We start from the raw sequence: 17,001 nt of genomic DNA on the forward strand, positions 1-17,001 counted from the left end.
ATTTCAGGCGCAAGGCACTTACAAGGTTGGCGTCACGGCATGGCGTGTATCCACGATCAAGGTTGCGCGCCGGGTGATGTCTGCCCAATCGTAGGTAGAATGGTCTGTCGCCACCACCACGCAATCGGCCGTCTCAAGCGCAGACTTCAGATCGCTCACCGATGCCAGCGCGTGGCCGTTATGCTGTACGGTCGGGACGTGCGGGTCGTGGTACGTCACGGCCGCGCCTTTGGCGCGCAGCAGTTCGATGATGTCCAACGCAGGCGACTCACGCACATCATCCACGTCCTTCTTGTAGGCCACACCCAAGACCAAAACCTGGCTGCCGCGCAGCGGTTTGCCGGCGTCGTTTAGCCCATCCTGCACTTTGTTGACCCAGTAGCGCGGCATTTCGCTGTTGATTTCGCCGGCCAATTGAATGAAGCGCGCATTGTAATTCAGCGTCTTCAATTTCCACGACAGATAGTGCGGATCGAGCGGGATACAATGTCCACCGACGCCAGGGCCAGGCGTGAACTTCATGAAACCATAGGGTTTGGTATTGGCCGCATCAATGACTTCCCACACATCAATGCCGAGCTTGTCACACATGATCGCGATTTCGTTGACCAGCGCGATGTTGACCGCGCGGAAGGTGTTCTCCAATAGCTTGACCATCTCCGCGGTTTGCGTCGAAGAGACCGGCACGATCGTGTGGATGGCCTGGCGATAGAGGGCAACGGCTACCTCCAGGCAGTCGGCGGTCAGGCCGCCGACGACCTTGGGTGTATTCTCCACCAGGTAATCCTTGCGCCCGGGGTCAATGCGTTCCGGCGAGAACGCCAGGAAAAAATCATGGCCGGCGCGCAATCCGCCCGCCTCGAGCATAGGGCGCAGCAGTTCCTCCGTCGTACCCGGGTAGGTCGTTGATTCCAGCGACACCAACATGCCGGGGTGCATATGCCGGGCCACCGATTCACCTGCCGCAATCAGGTAACGCACATCCGGGTCGCGTGTCTTGCTCAGCGGCGTGGGCACGCAGATGATGGCGGCGTCGCACGCGGCCAGGGCGCCAAAATCGGTTGTGGCCGACAGGGTGGCCGCGGCGGTCAGGCGAGCCAGGCGATCGCTCGCGACATCTTCGACATACGATTCTCCCCGATTGATCGCCTTGACCTTGGTTGGATCCACATCAATGCCGACCACCGTGAAACCAGCTTCGGCAAAGGCCGCGGCCAGCGGCAGGCCGACATACCCCAGGCCGATGACGGCAATGTGGGCGGCGTGTGTATTCAGTTTTGTCAACAGTTGAGATTTTATTTCTAGCATCGTTTTTGGGACTCAATTCTATAGCCGCCGAATGAATTCGGGGCGAAAGGGCGTTCCGCCGCAAGGTCGGCCTGCGCCGACCAATATCTCGTCAACCAGGTGGACGCATGGCGGTACGCCCATCAGGCGCGATTTCAATCGCTCTGTCTTACGACGGCACACCGCTTCAGTAGTTACCTCTATGTTGTTTATCTGCGCAGCGCGTCCGCCACGCGCTGGATCGTCTCCGCCAGGGGCACGGCGGGCGTCCAGCCGGTGAGCGCGTACAGTTTGCTCGTATCGGGCACCCGTCGGCGCATGTCTTCAAAACCAGGCGCGTAGGCATCCGCGTAAGGGACAAAGCGGATGCGCGGGTCATCCGCGGTTGGGGGCGATTGCGGTGTGAGCACCTGCAGGATCAGGCGCGCCAGATTGAGGATGGTAATCTCTTCGGTGCCACCCACATTGAAGACTTCGCCCACTGTGTCAGAGCGCTCGGCCAACGCCAACGCCGCGCGCACCACGTCGGCCACGTCACAAAAACAGCGGCTCTGCTGGCCGTCGCCGTAAACGGTCAGCGGCTGCCCGGCCAGCGTCTGCCCGACCAGGCGCGGAACCACCATGCCGTAACGGCCGGTTTGGCGGGGCCCCACCGTGTTGAAGAAGCGCATGATGGTGACAGGCAGATTCTTCTCGTGGTAATAGGCCAAACCCAAGAACTCGTCTACCATTTTGCTCGCCGCATAAGCCCACCGGTTCTTCTTGGTCGGGCCGAGGAGCACGTCGTCCTCTTCGCTGAACGGTACGCGGCTGCCTTTGCCGTACACCTCCGAGGTCGAGGCGATCAAGACGCGCGCCCGATAGCGGGCCGCCGTGCGCAGCACCGCTTCCGTGCCCATGACATTGGTTTGGATGGTGTGCACTGGCTGCCGCACAATCAGCTCCACGCCCACGGCAGCGGCGAGATGAAAAACCATGTCACATTCGCTGGTCAAGCGGTCGAGCACCATATCGTTGGTGATCGAGTCAATGGCGAACTGAAACGCAGGTTGGCCGACCAGGTGGGCAATGTTCTCAAAACGCCCCGTGGATAGGTCATCCATGATGGTGACCCGGTGGCCGGCGGCCAAGAGCGCCTCAGCCAGATGACTACCAATAAAACCGGCGCCGCCGGTAATCAAAACGCGCACAAATCACCTCACTTGTCTTCGGCGTCAGCGGCTTGATCGTTGGGCGCTTCGCTGCCCTGATTCGGCGCTTCTTCATGATACCGAACCTTGCGCCCTTTACCCCGCGTCCCGCGGCGCAGGTGCGCCTGCTCGCGTTCACGTGCGATCTCGATCAGGTCCAGCGGATCCATATCATCCGGGGCAGCCAGTTCAAGCCCATCCACCGGCACCTCGGCGGGACGGGCGCGCCCGAGGAAATTCAACAAGATACGGACGCGCTGCGTGGGCGTCGTGGGGCCTTCGAAGACGCCCATCAGGCCTTGCAAGGCTCCTGCGCGGATTCGTACGCGATCACCGGGTTGGAACGTGTGCGTAGGCAGTCCGCCCTCGGCCCAAATGTGATCCACGCGCTCACGAATGGCTTGGATGACCTCATCTCCCAGGATGGCTGGCCGCCGTTCGACCGCCACCACACCACGGATACCGGGCGTCCAGGCAATCGCGGCGTAACCGGTGACTTCAAAATCTATACGAGCAAACAAGTAGCTCGGAAAATAAGGCGTCGTCGTGTGGCCTGGGCGTGGGTGCAAGGATTTGAGAGTTGGTAGATAGGTTTCGATCGAGCGTGATTCAAGAATCTCGGCAACCAGGTACTCAGCGTTCGGTTTGACGTGCAGCGCATACCAGTGTAACAATGCAGCGCCTCTGCGAGAGATGTGCAATCAGCATTCAGGCAATGATTGCCGCGCTAGTTTAACACAAATCGCCCTGCTCTCACAAATGAAAACAGGGCGATGCATGGAGACGGTTGCGTATTTGGCGGTTTGCCAACCGCTCTGTAGAATCCACGCGCAAGAGGCTAAGGCAGATTGCGGCGCAGCCAGGTTAAGGCGTAACCAAGCAGGGAGCGACGATCTGGGATGGCGTCCGTTTCCTGCACCACGTCATCGCCCGGCAAAAAAGTCCAGGCCAAGAGCACAATGACAGCACTCAGGATCAACCACGGCATGTTCTTCCTCCTGACATCACAACTATCATATTATGGCGCGCCGAGGTGAAACGAGGGTGAATTTTATGCGTCCGCGGCCTGACGATTTGTTCATCTATGGTCATCAAGTTGCCTCACGACCGAGCCAACCGAGCTGTTGGCGGTTATCATCTCATGCTGGCCGATTTGATTATCTGGGCCGTGTAGAACAACGAGTGAGGTCATCAGTCGGTTCCCAACCTGATGGTGCAAACGGGCGCAATTCGATTAAGGCTCGATGAGTAACAGGCATGGACATTCAAATCAAACTTGGCGAACCCCTGTGGCGAGCTGTCGGTCAACGCCGCTTGCAGATCGCATGGCCGGATGATGATAACCCGCCAACTGTCAACGATCTCCTGATCTATCTGCAGGACGCTTACTCCGGCTTCGACGTCGCGCTGACCACGGCCGCTGGCATTTCTCACGCCAACCCGTACCAGTTTTTTGTGGACTCACGCATCGTGGCTGCGCACGCGCTCGGCACGCGACGGATGCGGGCAGGCGAAACGCTCTATATCTTCCTGCCGGCTGCCGGGGGCCAGGCAGACGCGCCCCTGGCGCGCGCCTTCTACGCCCGGCCTACGCCCCAGGTGGCGCAGGATTTGCTGGGAAAGCTGTTGGTGCGCGAATTGGCAGACGGTCAGCGCCTTTACGGCCGCATTGTGGAGACCGAAGCCTATGGCGGCGCGGAGGATCGGGCCAGCCATGCCGCGCGCGGCCCCACACCCCGCGCGGCTATCATGTTCGGCGAGCCTGGCCGCGCGTATGTCTATTTCATCTACGGGATGTACTTCTGCTTCAATGTGGTGACAGAAGCGGAGGGAACGCCAGGCGCGGTGCTCGTGCGCGCGCTCGAGCTCACACAGCCTGCGCCGCGAACGCGCGATGAGGCTCAGAAACAAACCAATGGTCCTGGCAAACTGTGCCGGGCCCTGCAGATTGACCGCGCGCTCAACGGCCATGACCTGACCCAGGTTGGCCCGCTCTACCTGGCGCCGGGGCAACCCGTGGCGCCTGCGGACATCGAGGCGACGCCGCGCATCAACGTGCGCGCGGATGAATGGGGGCGCAGCGTGCCGTGGCGTTTTGTCATTCGCGCGCATCCAAATCCAAAACCTGGATGAGGGCTTTTCCTAGCCGTACAGCGCCACCAATCCGTCGGCCACGGCGTCACGCCAGGCCGGATAGTTATGGCTCCAGTTGCCCTCGCGCAGGGTCGCCGCATAACCTTTCGTCTGCAAAAGCTCGTGCATCGCCAGGTTGACCGGGTGCAGCCGCTCAAAACGGCCCACTTGCAGCCAGATACGCGTGGGCGTCGGTTCTTGCAGTCTCACCAAGGGCCAGACCACCGTCTGGTGGCCGCTGACATTGAACGCGCCGGACTGGCTGAGCACGCGGCCGAAGATGGCTGGATAGCGCAGCCCGGTGTAGAGCGCCATCAAGCCGCCCATCGAGCTGCCGAGCGCGCCAAAGCTGCCGGGTGCGTCCTGGGGATCAAGCAGGTTGAGGTTCGCGTGCGCGAGGGGCAGCACCTGGCGCAGAATGAAATCAAGGGTCATCTCGCCGCAGGCATACTCGTTGATGCGCGTCTTGCCGCCATGCGCCAGCAGCGCCAGCGCGACCGGCTGCATGCGGCCCTGCGCGATCAAGCTGTCCACGATCGTCGGCAGGTGCACGCGGCGCAGGTACTCCAAACCATCGAAGACCACGAGCAAGGGGCATGGTTCTGTAACCGGCGGCTGGTAGAGATAGACCAGCCGCTGTTTGCCGACGGCCAAAAAACCAGCGTCAACATAGTGGCGCGTCACGATCCCGGCTGGCGTCTCGGGCTGGCGCGTGATCCACGGTGTGCGCGCGGCCCCTGGCATGTAGAAGTAACTGGTGCGATGACCGAAACCGTCGGCGGTCGAATGTGGATTGAGCGGATCCCGCACGTGCCTCCCGTTCAGGTAGAAACTGTACTCGATGTACGCATCGGCTGGCATGGTCATGGTATAGGCCCAAAGCCCAGGCCTGACTGCTTCGAGGGTCGGCGCGTCCACCAGATCCCAGTTATTCCAATCGCCGGTGACTTGCGGCGCTTCTTCGCCCTGCCAAAGAAATGTAACCTGGTCGCCCTGCCGGTGTGGTGATATGAGACGCGCCATAAACTCTCCTCTTTTCGGTAAAATTGGTTCAGCGCACATGTAGCGTGACCATCACACCCTGCAAGGGACGCAAGGTGAAAGCCGTTTCGGGGACCACTGGATGTCCTTCCCAGAGATTCAGATCGTACCGTTGACTGATCATGGCCAGGATCAGGGCGGATTCCATCAGGGCAAAGCTGTTGCCAATACAAAGCCGTGGGCCGCCGCCAAAGGGAAAGTAAGCATACCGATGCTGAGTTTTGATTCGCTCAGGCGCAAAGCGTTCTGGGTCAAATGCCTCCGCGTTGCACCAGAACGCGGGGTGACGATGCACCACATAGCTGCTCATGATGATGCCTGAATTGGCAGGAATGTCGTAACCGCCGACCTGATCGGGCATCGTGGTCTGGCGCGCGATGGCCCACGCCGGCGGATAAAGACGCAGCGATTCATCGAGCACCATGCGGGTGTAGATCAGGCGCGGCATATCGGCCGCGTCCGGCGTTCGTCCACGTAAGACCTGGTCCAACTCGGCCTGCAGGCGGCGCCGCCCATCAGGGTGCTGCGAGAGCAAGGTCCATGTCCAGGCCAGGTTGTTGGCGGTGGTCTCATGCCCTGCCAGGAAGATCGTCATCGCCTCGTCGCGCAGTTGTTTGTCATCCATGGCGGCGCCGGTTTCTTCATCACGCGCGGCCATGAGCAGGCCGAGCAGATCGTCACGGTCGCCGCCCAAACGCCGTCGGTCAGCGATGATGCGATAGACGATGGCGTCCAACGTCCTGAGGTTGGTTTGAAAACGACGATTAGACGGCAGTGGCAAATGCTCCCGGATCTCTAGGGGCGCACGGATGCGGCGATCGGTTTCGCGCAGGATGAACGGCATGGCCGCGGCGACGCTGTCAATCTCGGCGGCCGTCAGGCCGGTGCTGAAGAGCGTCCGGCTGACGATATCGAGGGTCAGGCGCATCATCTGATCCGCGACGTTGATCGGCTGCCCCGCCTTGGCCAGCGGCTCCCAGCGCTGCAGGAGATCGGCGGTCGCGTCGGTCATGGTCGCGGCAAAGCGTTCGATATGTTGGCGATGGAACGCCGGCTGCGCCAGGCGACGTTGTCGTCGCCACAGCTCGCCCTCGCTGGTCAGCAAGCCTTCACCCAAGAAGACTTTGGCTTTTCCCAGCGCCCGCCCTTTGACGTAATTGCGATTGTTGTCCTGCAAAACGTATTTGATGTCGTCCGGGTGGCTGACAATGTGCAACGTACGGCCCATGATGCGCAGCCGCACGATGTCGCCGTACTGCTGCCGCAGGCGCACCATCGAGGTCAGCCGATCACCGCCCCCAAAGTCGAACAGATTTCCAAACAACGGCAGGCCTGCCGGGCCTGGAGCATCACGCGTCATCAGTCGTTATTTCCCAGGTAATCCAAGCAAAAGCGCATCATCTCAATAATCCGGGGAACACGGCAGTCGCAGACCGCCTGCGGCCATGTTCTATGGGGGTCTGCGTCCCTCGTCGGCCACCACCGATGGAGAAGTTACCTAGGCGCCCTGTTTGTTGCGTATGGCTTTGGCGTACAGCTCTTCGTAGGCGTGAGCGCTCTTTTCCCACGAGTAATCCTGCTGCATGGCCTTCTGTATCATCTGGTTGAGGTGATGCTTGCGGTCATAGTACGTGCTGACGGCCCAGCCGACGGTGTAGAAGATGGCATGGGCAGACGGCTCGCTGAACTTGAAACCGGTGCCATTCCCGGTGGCTTCATCATACTGCTCAACTGTATCGTCCAGGCCGCCCGTAGCGCGCACGATGGGCAGTGTGCCGTACTTCAGCGAGTAGATTTGGTTCAGACCGCATGGCTCGAAGAGCGACGGCATGATGAAGAAGTCGGCGCCGGCTTCGATCAGGTGGGCGACAGGGTTGCTGTAGCCGATGTAGACGCCGATGCGGCCGGGATAGCGCTCCGCGGCGGAGCGGAAAAAGGCTTCCAGGCCAGGGTCGCCTGAACCAAGAATGGCGAACTGAACTTGCATCGCGGAGACGGTGCGCTCGATGACCTGCGCCAACAAATCAAGCCCCTTCTGCGCGGCCAGGCGGCTGACGACGCCCACAATGGGCACGTGCGAGTTGATTTCCAGGCCCATCTGACGCTGCAGTTCGGCCTTGCACGCGGCTTTGCCCGACAGGTCGTGCGGCGAGAAGTGCGCGGGAATCAGCTTGTCCACAGCCGGATTCCATTCGGTGTAGTCCACGCCGTTGAGGATGCCGACATAGTTGTCGCCGCGGCCGTTGAGGAAGGGCGCCATACCATAGGACAATTCGGGCGAGCGCGTCTCCCGGGCATAGGTGGGGCTGACCGTGTTCACGACGTCCGCATACTGAATGCCCCCCTTGAGGAAGTTGATGCGGCCATGATCTTCGAACTTATCGGATGTAAAATTGCCCCACTGCAGCCCCAGGTAATCAAAACAACTGGCGTCGTAGTTTCCCTGGTAGGCGACATTGTGGATGGTCAGCACGCTGGCGGCGCCGCCAAGAATCGGGTCGTTCCAGTGCCAAATCTTGAGGAAGCCCGGGGCGAGCGCCGTATGCCAGTCGTGCACATGCACGATGTCAGGCTTGAAGTTGAGGTCCACGCACAACTGCAAACCGGCCCGCGTCAAGAAACCAAAGCGGTATGGATTGTCCAGGTAATCGTTGTAGGCGGCGTCATGGTAGAGACCAGGGCGATCAAAGTAGCGCGTGAAATCAATGAAATAAGTTGGCACCCCATCGTTACTGGTGGTGTAGACGCTGCACCACTCCTGCGTGTTGCCCATCCAGACCCCCATGGGACTGAGGAATGGGCGCAAACCGAATTTCTTCTCGTCAATGCTGCTGTATTTGGGTATCACCACAATGACTTCGTGCCCCAACGCACGTAAGACCTTTGGTAAAGCGCCGGCCACATCAGCCAGGCCGCCGGTCTTCGCATAAGGAACACATTCCGAGGCAATCATCACAATTTTCAATTGGGACGGCATGAAGAAGATCCTTTCACACACATGGTTGCACGCGCCCTTCTCATGAGAACGGGAGAGGCTTCCGCCATGAGAATCTATGGTTTTCGTGCGACCGATTGTAGCACGGACGGAAAAGGCGAGCAATTCAACCGGACGCCTGCAGGCGGCCCCAGCTTGCCGAACTTGACCGGCGCAATTCAAGTCAGTTACCCATGCGCCGGACGCACAACCGTGGATGAAAACAGGCAATCCGTGGCGATCCGTGTTCATCCGCGGCCTATTTTCAAGTCAGTTACCCATGCGCGGGGGCGCACAACCATGGATGAAAATGTGCTATACTTGTACCCATGCGGTTGGTGCAAAGGTCGTAACGTCGTTGGTGCCAAGAGCCTGCAAGTCAGTTCGACCTGGATGCCTGTTGGCACGGCCAATTGTGGTACCCGGCCTCGTCCGGGAAGCACGTAGGTTAGAATCATCTACTGGGGCATCTCGCCAGCCACAATTCATCTACGAGGTGATGACATGGACGTGGTTTACACGCATGGTGCTGGGTTGGATGTCCACAAGAAGACCGTTGTGGCGTGTTGCATCACACGTGGGCCAAAGGGCGAGAAACGGATGGAGACTCGCACCTTTGGAACAATGACGGCCGATTTGTTGGCGATGTCGGATTGGTTAACGAGCTTGCAGATCACACACGTGGCGATGGAGAGCACGGGTGAGTTCTGGAAGCCGATCTACAACCTCCTGGAGGGTAACTTCGAGTTGCTGGTGGCCAACGCCAAGCATATCAAGGCGGTGCCTGGTCGCAAGACCGATGTCAAAGACGCCGAATGGATTGCTGAGTTGTTACGGCACGGCTTGCTGCGCGGCAGCTTCATCCCGCCACAAGCTCAACGCGACCTACGCGACTTGACGCGGCAACGCACCAATTTGGTGCAGGATCGGGCAACGGTGATCAATCGTCTGCAGAAGGTGCTCGAATGGGCCAACATCAAGCTCAGTTCGGTGGCAACGGATGTCACCGGCGTCTCAGCTCGACGCATGCTCGAAGCCCTTGTGGCCAACCAAGTGGAGCCATCCGCGTTGGCAGAACTGGCCAAGGGCCGCTTACGCAACAAACGTACGGCTCTCGAACAGGCGTTGAACGGTGTGGTACGCGACCACCATCGCTTCTTGATCGCCCAGCACCTGATGCAGATCGACTTTCTGGATGAGCAGATTTCCTTGTTCGATGAGCAGATTGCGCAGGCGATGCAGGACATGCCACAACCGCCGAATGATCAAGAACCTGCACAGCCAAGCCAACCCCAACCAGCCGCACCGCCGCCCAACGACTCGACGCAACCGTTAACCTGGGAAGCCGCCATCGACCTGGCTGACACCGTTCCGGGTGTGGGACGTCGTGCCGCTGAGATGATCTTGGCCGAGATCGGCATCGACATGAGCCACTTTCCCACGGAAGCACATCTTGCTTCGTGGGCCAAGCTTTCACCCGGCAACAACCAGAGTGCCGGCAAGCACTACTCTGGCGCCACGGGACATGGCAACCGCTGGCTGCGAACGATTTTGGTCCAGGTCTCCTGGGCCGCAGTCAAGGTCAAGAAATCTTATCTTTCCTCCTTCTACTACCGCCTGGCTGCCCGTCGAGGCGCCAAGCGCGCAATTATCGCCGTGGCGCATCGCATCCTAATCGCTATTTACCAGATGCTTAAAAAGCGTGAACCCTACAAAGACTTGGGCGCCACTTATCTTGATCAACGCAACAAGTCGAAAGTCATCAGTCGCTTGCAGCGACGTATCGAACAACTCGGCTACCGAGTAACTGTCGAACCCCTGCTCACCGTTACTCCAACATAGTCTCAAAACCGTTAATGCCAGACGCTATTTTCAGGTTAGTTGCCCATGCCCCACTGGCACAACCGTGGATGAAAACAGGCAATCCGTGGCGATCCGTGTTCATCCGCGGCCTATTTTCAACTCAGCCCTCACACAAAGGCGCCAAGCCACCACGGAGTCAAGAGCTTCTTTGTGTCTTTGTGTCTTGGTGTGAGCCATCGGGCTATTTTCCGGTCAGGCGCCGCTGCCCGCGCGCTCACGATTGAGCACGGCCAGCGTCAGGCGCGAAACACACACAAGCTGGTCTTGCTCATTGGTCATGCGAATGTCCCAGATCTGGGTCGTGCCGCCCAGGTGTATCGGCCGCGCCACGCCGATCACGAAGCCGCTGCGCAGTGAACGGATGTGGTTGGCGTTGATCTCCAGGCCGACCACCATCTTCTGGCGCGGGTCAATGCACAGCGTGCCGGCCACGCTGCCCAACGTCTCGGCCAGCGCCACACTGGCGCCGCCGTGCAGGATGCCGGCCGGCTGCACGGTGCGCTCGTCCACGGGCATGCGCGCTTTGACGTAGTCATCGCCCACTTCCAGGAATTCAATACCAATGGCCTGTGACATCGTACGCGCGGACAGCGCATTCAGGGCAGTCGGTGAGGCCGGTGTAAACCAGATGGACATTGTGATGCTCCTCGCCGGTCAATTTTAGGGGATGCCGAACTTGTTCTGTGCATGTTAAGTTCAGGCTGGCGGCCGCTGCATCTCGAAGACGGCGCCCAGTGTCGCGTACTCGTCGCCGCCCAGGCGGGCGACCGGGCGCAGCAGATCAGCATCCACCAGGCCGTTCGGGCGCAGCAGCCCTTCGCGCACATGAAAGTGCAGCACCCGACCCAGCACCATCGTGTAGGTCGTGCCATCTACCGGCACCAACTGGCTGACCTTGCACTCCAGGGCCACTGGCGCCGCAGCCAGACGGGGCGGCCGCACCTCCAGTGAAGGTACGGTCGCCAGGTGCGCCAGTTCGAATTCGTTGACCTCATACGCGTATTCACCGGAGGTGACATTCATGGCCGGCGCCAGGGTCTCATCCACGATGTGCACCACGAACTCACCTGTTTCCTGGATGTTGCGCAAGGTATCTTTCGGCCGCCCCTGGCGTTGACCGATCGCGACCATGATCGTGGGCGGGTAGTTGCCCACCCCGCCGAAGAACGAGAAGGGCGCCAGGTTGACAGAACCATCAGCGCCCTGCGACGCCACCCAGGCGATGGGCCGCGGCACGAGCACGCTGATGAGAAGACGATAGGCGTCGCGGGGGCCGAGGCTGGCAGGGGTAAACGAGAGCGTTGGAAATTCCATGCATGTCACCTTTGTGATGGGCCGATGGCGTCGGCCATCAGGCCGCGCAGCGCTTCGACTTCGTCCTCGTTGATCGTGTGCCCCATGCCTGCGTAAAGTCGTGCGCTGACCTGGGCGCCCAGACCGGTCAGCACGTCGGCGCTGTAAAGCACCCGCGCTTTGGGAATGTGCGGATCCACGTCGCTGCAGCCGAGGAAGACCGGCGTGCCGGCCAGCGTGCCCGCGTCGTTACGCAACGTCCCATCCGGGCCGATCAGGCCGCCGCTGAGGCCGGCCACGCCGCCATAGCGCCGGGCAAAGCGGGCGGCAAATTCCAACGCCAGGCACGCGCCCTGTGAAAAACCCACCAGCAGCGTGCGCGCCGCGGGAATGCCGTTGGTCTCCAGGTAGGCCAGGAGATCGCGCAGCACCGCCAGCCCGGACGTGATGCCCGGCTCATTGCGCTCGATGGGCGAAAGGAAGCTGTAGGGATACCAGGAATAGGCTGCGGCCTGCGGCGCGACATAGGCAAACGCAGGATGTTCCAACACAGGCGCCAGGGTGAGGATGTCCTGCGCCGTCGCCCCGCGGCCGTGCACCAGGACCATGGCCGCCGTAGCCTGGCTCAATGGGGCGCCCAGGGCGTAAACCGGCTGCCCCTGGTGCGGGCCGGGGACGCGCACCGTCACAGGAATCGTCCATCGGGTTGCGGTCATGCTCATGGGCTTCTCCTGCGTCAGGTTGACGCGGCCGGGGGCCAGGCCGGCGCGGTGACCGGCCGCAGGCTGGCTTCAATGTCCCGCCGCTGCGGTTCCAACCAGGGCGGCAGGCGCAGCGCGCGTCCCAACTGCGCCGCGTCCTCGTCCGCGGTAAAGCCGGGGCCGAGCGTTGCCAGTTCGACGATGTGACCGTCAGGGTCGTTGGTGTAGATACTCTTGAAGTAGATGCGATCCATGACCGGCGAAACGCGGAAACCGGCCTGCATGATCTTCTCCCGCCAGGCGAGCTGCGTGGCTTCATCAGCCACGGCCAGGGCAAAATGGTGTGTCTGCCCCACGCCCATGCGCGCACGGCGCACCTGCCGTGGATTGCGCTCGAAATAGGTGATGAGCGTGCCGGGCTTGCCGTCGTCCACGCCCCAATACCAGTGCGCGGCCGTGGGGTCGTCGAAGTCGGCTGTCATCTTGACCCGGCGCATCCCCAGCAGATCGCCAAAAAACGCGTGGGTGCGCTGCATGTCCGCGCTGAACGCGCTGATGTGGTGCATGCCGCGGCTAAGCGCCATGCCGGCCGTGATCACCGGCGCCGGTTCCGGCCAGGTGGCGGCGCGGATGGCGGCCTCGTCCCGCTGGTGGATGACCAGGCCGGCCGGCGGCGGGCGAAAAGTCTGGCCCAGGGCGGCCGCGTCTTCATCCACGGTCCAACCGGGGCTGAGTGTGGCGATTTCGAGGATTGTGCCATCGGGATCGCGGAAGTAGATAGATTTGAAGTAATGCCGGTCGTATGGCCCGGCCACGGCGACGCCGGCATCGGTCAAGCGCCGTTTCCATTGCAGGAGGCCTGGCTCATCCGCGACCTGCAGCGCGACGTGATGCGTGCCGCCAATGCCGGGCGCGCCGCGCGGCGCGCCGCGCCATTCGAAAAAGGTGATCGCCGTGCCCGGCCGGCCCAGCTCATCGCCAAAGTAGAGGTGATAGCTGCCGGGGTCATCGAAGTTGACCGTCAGCTTGACCAGGCGTTGGCCGAGCAGGCCGCCGTAAAAGTCAATCGTGCGCTGCGCATCCGCGCACACGATCGTGATGTGATGCAGACCGAGAATGGTCATCTTGACCTCCGTGTGCGCCAAGCATACCGCAGATGACGCTAATTACGGGCGATGAACGCGGATTTTGCGTTCAGTTAACACAACGACACATCCGTCCAAGCAGACACTTCCTCGTCAGCGAATGCACGAGCGACCGTTTGCGACAATGCGAGACGGCCAGGATTGCGCAATCGTACAAGTAGAATGCCCGCATGAGTGCCAGGTACAAACTGGCGAACATCGGAGAAATCCAAATCCTGCGTGATGAGAAAGCGCCGTTCATCCTGTGCAGCCGCCCAAATATCCGGGTCGCTCTGCCCTGCAAGCGATTCTTCTACGACTGTATGCACATCGTGACCCAGGCGATGAAGTTGCTCAGCCAGCGCAGCTGGCATGTTCTCGTCAAGTTTGATCTTCATACTGGCAGTGGCAATGCAGGCATGGGTAAGTCTTCTTCAGCAGAGGCAGCCGCAAAAGCAATGACTGCACGCACCTGGGTCTCATTGAGGGTCGGAAAGTCCGCCAAAATCTCATTGATCCATGCCCCTTCCGCCAAACTGGCCAGTATGGTGCGCACGGTGACGCGTGTGCCGCGCACGACAGGTTCGCCACCACAGATTTTCGGGTCACGAACAATGACATGGAAGTAAGCAGGGTTCATGATGCCTGAACTCCTGGGAGTTCGGGTAGTTGCATTGTGATCTGAACCATACAGCGCCTCTTTGGGTTATCCACATTCTGGCTATAAGGCCGAACCGCTCATTGGTGCGATGCCTGACGGCCTGATTTTATCACAACCAACACAACGCGCCAAGCGTTGAGCACCTGGCGAGTGCATTTAAGTTTGGGGGCGGGTCCGACGTCGAGCGATTGAGGCTTCGTCGTGAGCGGCTCGACCGAGCGTTCGACAGGCTCACCGCACGGTTCGACAGGCTCACCGCACGGGGCCTGAGCTTGTCGAAGGCCGCTGCAACCACCTCCAAGCCCAACCGAAGCCGGCTACGCAGCGGAACTGAAATGCGCCCGCCACGAAATACAAACCCCTCGCGCGCCGTCAGGCCCGATAGGGCCTTCCACCTTGTAGCCCGATCCGTTCACGGTCGGGCGGCGTTGGTTGCGCGCACGCTATCGGGCCAGCAACCCCGCCGGAGGCCAAAGGCCATCCGGCTACGAGGTGCAAGCCCCTCTGGGGCTACGCCCCGAAATTGAAATGCACCCACACCTGGCGAGATGGCGGCTGCTCGTCATCGCCGACATGACCCCTGATGTTGCCCGCCATCGTGTACGGCGACCTCGGTCTTGACGCCGCGGCTCGCGGCGCCGCGCTTGCCGGCTCAGTAAGCAGGTCTCTCCCATTCGACCGGCCGCCGCGCGCTGCGGACGACTGGCATTGCCGCCTGCCCAAAGAATGGTGGTACAATGGCGCTGGCTCCGGGGCATGGCGCCGGATCAGTCGGGCAAGACGGTTGCCGCAGCGCCTGGCTGCAGATGGATCATCCGGGTCCGCCTATGCTGCGACATGCAAGATCATGAGTAAGAAGGTCTACGACAGGGGAAAGCGCATGGCCTACATTGACTTCTATCTGGTTCCGGTTTCGCGGGACAACAAGGCTGCCTACGAGGAACTGGCGCGGATTTCTGCGCAGGTAGTCCGAGACTACGGAGCTCTCCGCGTCGTTGAGTGTTGGCTGGACGAGTCTGGCCCCGCGGCGGCGTCGTACCACGCTGAAACGGCAAGAGCTGAGTCTGGTGAGTACCCAGGGTTCCCGGCGGCCGCGGGTGCGCACGCGGGCGAAACGGTTGTGATCTCCTGCGTCGAGTGGCCTGACAAGGCTGCACGGGACGCAGGTATGGCACGGGTCACGGGCGACCCCCGCATGCAGTTCCAAGACCGACCGCCGGTATTCGACGGTAGACGCCTGATCGCCGGCGGGTTCGAGCCAATACTGGACGAGTCGCGCCATGATGGATCATGAGTCCAGATACTTCACGCTGAGCATCGAGTCGCTCAGGGCCATCGGAGGCTGGGCGGCGGATTGCGCCGAGAGGGCCTTGTCGGTCTATGAAACGCGCGCTCCTTCAGATGCGCGCCCCCGTGCGGCGATTGAGGGTATTCGGGTATTTGCCGCAGGGGGAAAGCGCGCGGCGCGGCTGCGTTCCCTGGCCTTGTCGGCATTTTCCGCGGCACGCGAGGCAGACGATCCCGCGGCGGCGGCCGCGGCGCGCGCCGCGGGCCTTGCAGCTTCGAGCGCCTACACGCACCCCTTGGCGGATGTTCATCAGACAAAGCATATTGTCGGGCCGGCGGCCTATGCCGCCCTGGCTCTTGAGCTTGACCACGACGGCGATCCAAGCATGGGTGACGGCGAGGTGCGCTGGGCGATTGAGCACGTCCCCTCCGAAGTGCGCGCGGTCTTGCTGCAGATGCCCGCGCGTCAAGCGGGCAATAGTCGGCTGGACGCGATCCTCTATGCGCTGGATGCGGGCATCCGCGCTCAGACCATGCCGATGCCGTGAGCCTGGCTCAGGTGCGATTTGAGGAATCGCGCAATGTCGTCCAGCGATGCGGCCGCCTGCGGCAGCGCCAGGAAGAGCTGCCACACGTGCCACATGCGCGGGTATGTCTCCAAACGCACGGCGACGCCGGCCGCGCGCGCCGCTTCCGCACTGCGCGCGGCGTCATCGCGCAGCAGTTCCTCCTCTCCGACATGAATCAGCAGCGGCGGCAGCCCGCGCCAATCGCCATACACAGGCGAAATCAAGGGGTCGCGGCGATCATGGCTGGCGACGTAGGACGCATTGTAGAACCGCACCGCCTTGAGCGGCAGCAGGGGATCTTTGAAGCGGGCCGGGCTGCGGCGCTCGGACATGTCCGCCACAGGCGAGAGACAGGCGGCCGCCGCGGGCAGCGGCTCGCCGCCCGCGCGCAGCTTCATCATGGTCGTGAGCGCCAGGTTGCCGCCCGCCGAGTCGCCCGCGAGCGCGATGTCCTGCGGGGCAATGCCCTGGCGCAGCAGCCAGCGATAGGCGGCGACGCAGTCGTCCAGGGCTGCGGGAAACGGGTGCTCCGGCGCCAGGCGATAGTCCACGATCAGGGCGCGGACGGCCATCTGGCGCGCCAGGTGCGCCACCATCTCGATATGCTGCGGGGTCACGCCGTAGACGAAGCCGCCGCCGTGCAGATAGACCAGCGCTTGATCCGGCGGGCTGCCCTGCGGGATGAGCCATTCACATCGCACGCCGTCAGCCGACACAGCCTGGCGCTTGATATCAGCCGGCAGCTGGACGCGGGCCGTAGCCCCGCGGAGCGACCGCCTTGTCCAGCGCAGCGGCAGCCGCGTTTGCAAAAACCGGATGACGGGCAGCCCCGCCCGGATGCGGCGTTCAATGTCGGATTGTGTCATGGGGCCTCCTTA

18 protein-coding genes are annotated in these 17,001 nt (G+C 61.6%); 4 read left to right on the forward strand and 14 right to left on the reverse strand.

Translation table 11 applies throughout. The features are described 5' to 3' along the window. Positions 1-18: 18 nt before the first annotated feature. The 4 genes from ACPQ6D_RS16395 to ACPQ6D_RS16410 all read right to left on the reverse strand — a co-directional run bounded on the left by ACPQ6D_RS16395 (position 19) and on the right by ACPQ6D_RS16410 (position 3,465). Positions 19-1,308, reverse strand: coding sequence for a nucleotide sugar dehydrogenase (locus tag ACPQ6D_RS16395; RefSeq protein WP_423225427.1), 1,290 nt, complete (start codon positions 1,306-1,308; stop codon positions 19-21). A gap of 188 nt (positions 1,309-1,496) precedes the next feature. Next, complete coding sequence (locus ACPQ6D_RS16400) at positions 1,497-2,477, reverse strand: GDP-mannose 4,6-dehydratase (protein ID WP_423225428.1); 981 nt, start codon at positions 2,475-2,477, stop codon at positions 1,497-1,499. 8 nt (positions 2,478-2,485) lie between these two features. Further along, the gene (nusG, locus tag ACPQ6D_RS16405; RefSeq protein ID WP_423225429.1) at positions 2,486-3,151 is read right to left on the reverse strand and encodes a transcription termination/antitermination protein NusG; all 666 of its coding nucleotides are present in this window, start codon (positions 3,149-3,151) and stop codon (positions 2,486-2,488) included. A gap of 164 nt (positions 3,152-3,315) precedes the next feature. Then, positions 3,316-3,465 carry a hypothetical protein gene (locus tag ACPQ6D_RS16410; RefSeq protein WP_423225430.1) on the reverse strand — a complete coding sequence of 50 codons (150 nt, stop codon included), beginning with the start codon at positions 3,463-3,465 and terminating at the stop codon, positions 3,316-3,318. A 269-nt stretch (positions 3,466-3,734) separates the two neighbouring features. Between ACPQ6D_RS16410 and ACPQ6D_RS16415 the strand changes: the two genes are divergently transcribed. Next, the gene (locus tag ACPQ6D_RS16415) at positions 3,735-4,610 is read left to right on the forward strand and encodes a DNA-3-methyladenine glycosylase (RefSeq protein WP_423225431.1); all 876 of its coding nucleotides are present in this window, start codon (positions 3,735-3,737) and stop codon (positions 4,608-4,610) included. Between the two features lie 9 nt (positions 4,611-4,619). Here the strand turns inward: ACPQ6D_RS16415 and ACPQ6D_RS16420 are convergent, their stop codons facing one another. The 3 genes from ACPQ6D_RS16420 to glgA all read right to left on the reverse strand — a co-directional run bounded on the left by ACPQ6D_RS16420 (position 4,620) and on the right by glgA (position 8,628). Further along, positions 4,620-5,633 (reverse strand): alpha/beta hydrolase-fold protein, encoded by a 1,014-nt coding sequence (locus ACPQ6D_RS16420; protein WP_423225432.1) that lies wholly within the window; start codon positions 5,631-5,633, stop codon positions 4,620-4,622. A gap of 28 nt (positions 5,634-5,661) precedes the next feature. Beyond that, a complete protein-coding gene (locus tag ACPQ6D_RS16425) occupies positions 5,662-7,011 on the reverse strand; it encodes a cytochrome P450 (RefSeq protein WP_423225433.1) in 1,350 nt (449 codons plus the stop codon). A 138-nt stretch (positions 7,012-7,149) separates the two neighbouring features. Beyond that, positions 7,150-8,628 (reverse strand): glycogen synthase GlgA, encoded by a 1,479-nt coding sequence (glgA, locus tag ACPQ6D_RS16430; RefSeq protein ID WP_423225434.1) that lies wholly within the window; start codon positions 8,626-8,628, stop codon positions 7,150-7,152. 501 nt (positions 8,629-9,129) lie between these two features. Between glgA and ACPQ6D_RS16435 the strand changes: the two genes are divergently transcribed. Next, positions 9,130-10,467: an IS110 family RNA-guided transposase gene (locus ACPQ6D_RS16435; protein ID WP_423225435.1), complete on the forward strand. Its 1,338-nt coding sequence runs from the start codon at positions 9,130-9,132 to the stop codon at positions 10,465-10,467. A gap of 213 nt (positions 10,468-10,680) precedes the next feature. Here ACPQ6D_RS16435 and ACPQ6D_RS16440 read toward each other — a convergent pair whose 3' ends face one another. The 6 genes from ACPQ6D_RS16440 to ACPQ6D_RS16465 form a co-directional block, all read right to left on the reverse strand. After that, positions 10,681-11,124: a hotdog fold thioesterase gene (locus ACPQ6D_RS16440; protein WP_423225436.1), complete on the reverse strand. Its 444-nt coding sequence runs from the start codon at positions 11,122-11,124 to the stop codon at positions 10,681-10,683. Positions 11,125-11,184: 60 nt separating this feature from the next. Further along, positions 11,185-11,802, reverse strand: a complete 618-nt coding sequence (locus ACPQ6D_RS16445) for a flavin reductase family protein (RefSeq protein WP_423225437.1) — start codon at positions 11,800-11,802, stop codon at positions 11,185-11,187. A gap of 5 nt (positions 11,803-11,807) precedes the next feature. Further along, positions 11,808-12,497 (reverse strand): alpha/beta hydrolase, encoded by a 690-nt coding sequence (locus ACPQ6D_RS16450; protein ID WP_423225438.1) that lies wholly within the window; start codon positions 12,495-12,497, stop codon positions 11,808-11,810. Positions 12,498-12,517: 20 nt separating this feature from the next. After that, positions 12,518-13,606 carry a VOC family protein gene (locus tag ACPQ6D_RS16455; RefSeq protein ID WP_423225439.1) on the reverse strand — a complete coding sequence of 363 codons (1,089 nt, stop codon included), beginning with the start codon at positions 13,604-13,606 and terminating at the stop codon, positions 12,518-12,520. 74 nt (positions 13,607-13,680) lie between these two features. Beyond that, entirely contained in the window at positions 13,681-14,004 is a 324-nt protein-coding gene (locus tag ACPQ6D_RS16460; protein ID WP_423225440.1) for a DUF5615 family PIN-like protein, read from the reverse strand. Beyond that, the gene (locus tag ACPQ6D_RS16465; RefSeq protein WP_423225441.1) at positions 14,001-14,246 is read right to left on the reverse strand and encodes a DUF433 domain-containing protein; all 246 of its coding nucleotides are present in this window, start codon (positions 14,244-14,246) and stop codon (positions 14,001-14,003) included. Before ACPQ6D_RS16465 ends, ACPQ6D_RS16460 begins: the two co-directional genes overlap by 4 nt. 868 nt (positions 14,247-15,114) lie before the next feature. On the opposite strand from ACPQ6D_RS16465, the gene ACPQ6D_RS16470 reads away from it, so the two are divergent. Beyond that, on the forward strand, positions 15,115-15,561 hold the full coding sequence (locus ACPQ6D_RS16470; protein ID WP_423225442.1) for a DUF1428 domain-containing protein: 447 nt from the start codon (positions 15,115-15,117) through the stop codon (positions 15,559-15,561). Further along, positions 15,548-16,102 (forward strand): putative immunity protein, encoded by a 555-nt coding sequence (locus ACPQ6D_RS16475; RefSeq protein ID WP_423225443.1) that lies wholly within the window; start codon positions 15,548-15,550, stop codon positions 16,100-16,102. The genes ACPQ6D_RS16470 and ACPQ6D_RS16475 overlap by 14 nt, the downstream gene beginning before the upstream one ends. On the opposite strand, the gene ACPQ6D_RS16480 is transcribed toward ACPQ6D_RS16475, so the two are convergent. Next, positions 16,081-16,989, reverse strand: a complete 909-nt coding sequence (locus tag ACPQ6D_RS16480; RefSeq protein WP_423225444.1) for an alpha/beta hydrolase — start codon at positions 16,987-16,989, stop codon at positions 16,081-16,083. The two genes, ACPQ6D_RS16475 and ACPQ6D_RS16480, sit on opposite strands and share 22 nt — an antisense overlap. Positions 16,990-17,001: the final 12 nt, after the last annotated feature.

The organism is Candidatus Amarolinea aalborgensis (assembly GCF_900491745.1).
Classification (GTDB): Bacteria; Chloroflexota; Anaerolineae; order SSC4; family Amarolineaceae; genus Amarolinea; species Amarolinea aalborgensis.